Source organism: Nocardia sp. NPDC019219, assembly GCF_040632645.1.
Taxonomy (GTDB): domain Bacteria; phylum Actinomycetota; class Actinomycetes; order Mycobacteriales; family Mycobacteriaceae; genus Nocardia; species Nocardia sputorum.
In genome coordinates this window covers 1-5969 of the sequence record NZ_JBEYCG010000035.1, presented here as the reverse complement: position 1 = coordinate 5969, position 5969 = coordinate 1, and the positions used below count along the sequence as shown (strand labels likewise).

The 5969-nt window shown below is 68.1% G+C and carries 6 protein-coding genes and 1 rRNA gene; 5 read left to right on the top strand and 2 right to left on the bottom strand.

The features are described 5' to 3' along the window. The 4 genes from rrf to ABZ552_RS33970 all read left to right on the top strand — a co-directional run. Window positions 1–85 (top strand): 5S ribosomal RNA (gene rrf, locus ABZ552_RS33985); the annotation flags it as partial. Between the two features lie 162 nt (window positions 86–247). After that, window positions 248–979, top strand: coding sequence for a rhomboid-like protein (locus tag ABZ552_RS33980; RefSeq protein ID WP_281875222.1), 732 nt, complete (start codon window positions 248–250; stop codon window positions 977–979). A gap of 37 nt (window positions 980–1016) precedes the next feature. Continuing rightward, window positions 1017–1706 (top strand): endonuclease NucS, encoded by a 690-nt coding sequence (nucS, locus tag ABZ552_RS33975; RefSeq protein ID WP_159842722.1) that lies wholly within the window; start codon window positions 1017–1019, stop codon window positions 1704–1706. 47 nt (window positions 1707–1753) lie between these two features. Next, a complete protein-coding gene (locus ABZ552_RS33970) occupies window positions 1754–2062 on the top strand; it encodes an ATP/GTP-binding protein (RefSeq protein ID WP_357441942.1) in 309 nt (102 codons plus the stop codon). Window positions 2063–2535: 473 nt separating this feature from the next. Here the strand turns inward: ABZ552_RS33970 and ABZ552_RS33965 are convergent, their stop codons facing one another. Continuing rightward, on the bottom strand, window positions 2536–3537 hold the full coding sequence (locus ABZ552_RS33965) for a hypothetical protein (protein ID WP_281875220.1): 1002 nt from the start codon (window positions 3535–3537) through the stop codon (window positions 2536–2538). An 86-nt stretch (window positions 3538–3623) separates the two neighbouring features. Beyond that, window positions 3624–4097 (bottom strand): methylmalonyl-CoA epimerase, encoded by a 474-nt coding sequence (gene mce, locus ABZ552_RS33960; RefSeq protein WP_281875219.1) that lies wholly within the window; start codon window positions 4095–4097, stop codon window positions 3624–3626. A gap of 129 nt (window positions 4098–4226) precedes the next feature. On the opposite strand from mce, the gene ABZ552_RS33955 reads away from it, so the two are divergent. Beyond that, window positions 4227–5405, top strand: coding sequence for an acetyl-CoA C-acetyltransferase (locus ABZ552_RS33955; protein WP_357441940.1), 1179 nt, complete (start codon window positions 4227–4229; stop codon window positions 5403–5405). Window positions 5406–5969: the final 564 nt, after the last annotated feature.

Sequence of the window (5969 nt, the reverse complement as noted above, 5' to 3'; positions counted from 1 at the left end):
TCCCATTCCGAACCCGGAAGCTAAGCCTGCCAGCGCCGATGGTACTGCACTCGACAGGGTGTGGGAGAGTAGGACACCGCCGGAACATCCTTTCCCGAAAGGCCCTCGACACAGTCGAGGGCCTTTCGCCATTTCCGGGGCAAAACTGTGTTTTGCAGCAAATTTCCAGGGAGTACCTGGAGTACGTACCGTGCGGCCAGGCACCATGGATGGCATCGTCGTATCCGCGCGGACAACGGAGGTACGCATGATCGTCGCGACGACGCCGGCCCATTCGGCGCCGCTCGACCCCGCCGCTCCGCCGCGATCGCGCTGGCGGCGGCTGAGGTTGCCCGCGACGGCCGTGTATCTGTCCGGACTGATCGTCGTCTCGGCGGTCTTCTCCGTGCTGAGCGACTCCGCGCAGACCAGAATGGTGCTGCACGCGAGCACCAACCTGCACAACCTGCTGAGCGGCCGCCTCGGGACACTGCTGGCCAGTGCCTTCGTGATCGGCGACGTAGTGGGGTCGTGGGTCATCATTCCGTTGCTGGCCTGTCTGCTCGCCCTGGCCGAGCTGCGCTTCGGCGCGCTGCGGGCGGTGCGCGTCTTCCTGGCCGGTCACATCGGCGCGACCCTGCTGGTCGCGGCGGGCCTGTGGGTCGGTGTGCAAGCCGGGTGGGTGCCTGCCAGCATCCGCTGGGCCGAGGACGTCGGCGTCAGCTACGGCGCCATGGCGCTGATCGGCGCGCTGGTGGCGGCGGTGCCGCACCGGTGGCGCATCGCCTGGGCGACGCTGTGGTTCATCGTCGCGGTCGAAGGCGTGCTGATCGAGCAGACGTTCACCCACGTCGGACATCTGGTGGCGTTCATGATCGGGACCGCGGTCGGCTTTCTCATGACGACCAGGTCCACCACCCCCGCGCACCGGCTCACCCGGCTCGAGAGCGCCTTGCTCGCGGCGAGCGCGATCCTCGCCGCGACGCTGCTCATGGGCTGACGGCGGCCGCCGCGAGCCGCTCGCCTACAGTGCTTGGGTGCGCCTAGTGATTGCTCGCTGTCAGGTCGACTACGTGGGGCGACTCACCGCCCATCTGCCGATGGCCCGCAGACTGCTGCTGATGAAAGCGGACGGCTCGGTGCTCGTGCATTCCGACGGCGGCTCGTACAAGCCGCTGAACTGGATGAGCCCGCCGTGCTGGTTGGAAGAACGCAACGGTGACGCGCAGCTGCCGGACGGTGCGAAGGCACTATGGGTCGTCACCAACAAGGCCGGTGAGGAACTCCGCATCACCATCGAGGACATCGAACACGACTCTTCACACGAACTCGGCGTCGACCCGGGCTTGGTGAAGGACGGAGTGGAGGCTCATCTCCAAGAGCTGCTGGCCGAGCACGTGCATACGCTCGGGGCCGGTTTCTCGCTCATCCGTCGTGAGTACATGACCGCTATCGGTCCGGTGGACCTGCTGTGCCGGGACGCCGACGGCGGCACCGTGGCGGTGGAGATCAAACGGCGCGGGGAAATCGACGGCGTCGAACAACTCACCCGCTACCTGGAGTTGCTGAACCGGGATCCACTGCTCGCTCCGGTCGCGGGCGTCTTCGCCGCCCAGCAGATCAAGCCGCAGGCGCGCACGCTCGCCGAGGACCGCGGTATCCGCTGCCTCACACTCGATTACGACGCCCTGCGCGGCACGGAGAGCAACGAATTCCGCCTGTTCTGAGTTCGGGGGCATGCGGGGCGTGCGCGGGCGGGTAATAGGCTTGTCGCATGCCCCGCCGGAAACCGCGTTCGGATCGCCACGCTGATCGCCGGCCGGCGGGTGGCGCGCCGCTCGGCGAGGTTTTCGGACGCACCGAATCGGGTCCGGACGGTGATGAGACGTATGTGGTCCGCGCCATCCCGGGCACCCGCGCGACCAAGACCTATCGCTGCCCCGGCTGTGACCATGAGATTCCGCCCGGGGTCGCTCACATCGTCGCCTGGCCCGCGTACGGCGGAGAGGACGATCGGCGGCATTGGCATCGTGGCTGCTGGAACGGCCGCCGGACCCGCCGGATCACTCGTCGGTGGTCCTGACTCGTCCAGCCGGGCATGTGGGCCGCGTCAGGTATGCCGCAAGCCCGCGCTCGTCGTCTCGGCGTATCGAGCGCGTGGGGATGGTGTCGGCGGCCACTGTGCTGTGCGCACGCGGAATCCGGGGATGCGCGTGCGGGAGCGCGTCCTCCGGGGGCGCGGCGTACTTGACAACCACCGGCCTTACCGCGGCCACCGGCCTTCTGAGCCTTGATCATCACCGGCTTAGTGGGCTGCCGCTCGTCGCCGTCGCGAACGGGTGGTCGCGTTCTTTGGCGTTGCGGCGTGCTGTCGTCCTGGAGGCTGCACGAGATGACCGACACAGAACCCGCTCGACGAGTGCCACGCGCGTCTGTCGAATGGCATGGGGGCCGTGTGGGTTCGGTCGAGGCTGGAATTAGGGAAGGCCGCCCTGGCAGGGGCGGCCTTCGGTGAATTCGGTTGAGATATCGCTACTGTCGCCGTTGCGCCCGACGTCAGTTGCTGATGTCGGCGCTCTCGCGCTCCTCCGAGTCGATGTCCTCGTCCTCGGTGGCGACCTCGGGGATCGCCTTCTGCCGGGAACCGGTGACCGACTTGGTGTTGCCGCCGATCGACTTGCGCTGATCCGGGACGCCGTCCAGCAATTCGCTTTCCCGGTTGACCGCGGCGAGCATCGCGGGCACCGAGTCGAGCTGACCGCGGATACCGAGCAGCTGGGCGAGCACGCGGCCGCGCAGCACGCGCATCTCCTCGGCCAGTTCCTTCGCGTGCGCGATCTTGCGCTCGGAGGTCTGGGTGGCGGAGGTGATGAGGCGGTTGGCCTCGTCGGTCGCGTCCTTGATCCGCTGGGCGGCCTCGGCGCGGCTGGTGGCTTCCAGCTCCTCCATGGCGCGGGTGAGCTTGGTGCGACGCTCGGCCATGGTGGCCTCGAAGTCCTGCTGGGTGGCCTTGCGCTTCGCGTCGGCTTCCTTCGCGATGCGGTCGGCCTCGGCCTGAGCGGCCTCGATGATCTTGGCGGACTCGGTGCGTGCGTTCGCGAGGGTCTGCTCGAACTCGATTTCGAGCGCCTCGCGCTTCTCCTTGGTCTCCGCGAGCAGCGACTCGTACTTGCCACGCATCTCGGTGGCCTGCTGCTCGGCGATCGACACCATCTCCGCGGCCTCGGCCTGGGCCAGGGCACGGACCTCGGACGCCTCGTCGGAGGCGAGCCGGAGCATACGGGAGATGCGGTCGGACATGCCTTCCGCGGTGGTCGGCGGCACCGAGAGTCGGTCGACCTCCTTGCGGAGTTCGTCGATCTCGTCGCGCGCGTCTTCCAGCTGGCTCGCGAGGTTACGTGCTTGTGCCGCAGCCGCATCGCGGTCGGTGGCGGTGACTCTCAGTTCCGCGTCGAAGCGGTCGAAGTAATTACGCACCTCGTCTTGCGCATAACCCTTGCGCACAACGGTGAAGGGCAGTGCAACGAAGCGATTGCGATCGGACTCGGGTGACGACATGGCACACAAACTACAGCCTGGGGGCAGCCGATGGTGACTCGACTGCGAATGTCATTCCAACGAGTTTTCCCGGCCTGACGGCGATACTAGTGCGTAACATTCGCGTTCGGTTCGACCAACTCGATCAGCACACCTCCAGCATCCTTTGGGTGGATGAAATTGATGCGGGAATCGGCCGTTCCGTGCCGTGGCGCCTCGTACAGCAAACGCAGACCCTTGGCGCGCAGGTGCGCCGAGACGGCCTCGATGTCGGTCACCCGGTAGGCCAGTTGCTGCAAGCCGGGTCCGCTGCGGTCGATGAACTTCGCGATGGTGGATTCCGCGTTGAGCGGAGCCAGCAACTGCAGGGCAGTGGCGCGGTCGGGTGCGCCGGGCAGCGACAGCATCGCCTCGTGCACGCCCTGAGCCTCGTTGACCTCGCGGTGGGTCTCGACCATGCCGAGGTTCTCGGCATACCAGGCGACCGCCGCGTCCAGGTCCGGCACCGCGATGCCGACGTGATCGACCGCGGTGACGTAATCCGCCGGGATGAAAGATGACTGTTCGATAACGTTGCTCACCCTTCGAAAGTAGCGCGACCTGGCACTGGGCGCGCGAGGCGCACCCGCTACCGTTGAGTAGGAACACCTGCTCTCGCGCGGCCCGATGCGGGCGCGGGGCAGGTCCGATCTACGAATGCGAGGCTCGTCGTGACCACTTCCGTGATCGTCTCCGGTGCGCGTACCCCGGTCGGCAGGCTGCTCGGAGGTCTGAAGGACTTCAGCGGTTCCGATCTGGGCGGGTTCGCGATCAAGGCGGCGCTGGAAAAGGGCGGCGTCGCGCCCGACCAGGTCGACTACGTGATCATGGGTCAGGTGCTCACCGCGGGCGCGGGGCAGATCCCGGCCCGGCAGGCGGCGGTGGCCGCGGGCATCCCGATGGACGTGCCCGCACTGACGCTGAACAAGGTCTGCCTGTCCGGCATCAACGCGATCGCGCTGGCCGATCAGCTGATCCGGGCGGGCGAGTACGAGATCGTCGTCGCGGGCGGTCAGGAGTCGATGAGCCAGGCGCCGCACCTGCTGGAGAAGAGCAGGGAGGGCTTCAAGTACGGCGATGTGACGTTGCGCGACCACATGGCCTACGACGGTCTGCACGACATCTTCACCGACCAGGCCATGGGCGCGCTCACCGAGCAGCGCAACGAGACCGACCGGATCAGCCGGGAGGATCAGGACGCGTTCGCGGCCGCTTCGCACCAGCGTGCGGCGGCGGCCTGGAAGAACGGCGTCTTCGACGACGAGGTGGTCCCGGTCGCGGTGCCGCAGCGTAAGGGCGATCCGGTGCTGGTGACCACGGACGAGGGCATTCGCGCCGACACCACGGTGGAGTCGCTGGCCAAGCTGCGTCCGGCGTTCCGTAAGGACGGCACCATCACCGCGGGGACCGCGTCGCAGATCTCCGACGGCGCCGCCGCGGTTGTGGTGATGAGCAAGGAGAAGGCGCAGTCGCTCGGGTTGTCCTGGATCGCCGAGATCGGCGCGGCGGGCGTGGTCGCGGGCCCGGACTCGACCCTGCAGGATCAGCCCGCGAACGCGATCGCCAAAGCCTGCGTGCGTGAGGGCATCTCGCCCGCCGACCTGGACCTGGTGGAGATCAACGAGGCGTTCGCCGCGGTCGGCGTCGCGTCCACCCGCAAACTGGGCATCGACCCGGAGAAGGTGAACGTCAACGGTGGCGCGATCGCCATCGGACACCCGCTGGGCATGTCCGGCGCCCGCATCCTGCTGCACCTGGTGCTGGAACTGAAGCGCCGCGGCGGCGGGGTCGGCGCGGCCGCGCTCTGCGGCGGCGGCGGGCAGGGCGACGCGCTGATCGTCCGCGTCTGACCCCGGCGGGGCGACGCCCCGCGCCGAGTCGTGCCGATGGCCGCCCCGACGTGGGCGGCCATCGGTCTTTCCACGGCCATCGCGTGGTGGCGGCGATGAGCGGCCACTGAGTTCGTGGCGTGTCGGTCGCGCGTTCTGGTTCTGCGTTTGCATGCTGACGTGCCCGTCTCGCTTCGACTACGGGTATCGAGCGAAGCGAGACGGAGCTCGCGGCCCCGTCTCGCGTCCGAGTGGCCTATCCGCGTAGGCGGAGGGGCGGTGTCCGCCGTGTGCCGCGAGAGGGGGTGCGGCGGCCGGGAGCGTGACGGCGGGACCGAAGTCTGTTGGTCGCGCCCTCTGGTTCTGCGTGTGCACGCGGTCGTGCCCGGCTCGCCTCGACTACAGGTCTCGAGCGAAGCGAGACCGAGCATTGCCGTTCGCGGCCCGGCTCGCGTTCGCGCGGCCGCCGCGTAGGCGACGAAGAAGCAAGCGGCGGTCGCGACCGGCTGGGTGACCGCCGTGGTGGGTGTGCATCCGTGGCAGATCTCGCTGTTCGACGAGCGCGCCCAGGATGAGGTCTGGAAG

Bases quoted from the DNA above. Each gene is read 5' to 3' on its own strand.
- ABZ552_RS33965 (WP_281875220.1), bottom strand. From the start codon at position 3,537: ATGTCGTCACCCGAGTCCGATCGCAATCGCTTCGTTGCACTGCCCTTC.
- ABZ552_RS33980 (WP_281875222.1), top strand. From the start codon at position 248: ATGATCGTCGCGACGACGCCGGCCCATTCGGCGCCGCTCGACCCCGCC.
- ABZ552_RS33970 (WP_357441942.1), top strand. From the start codon at position 1,754: ATGCCCCGCCGGAAACCGCGTTCGGATCGCCACGCTGATCGCCGGCCG.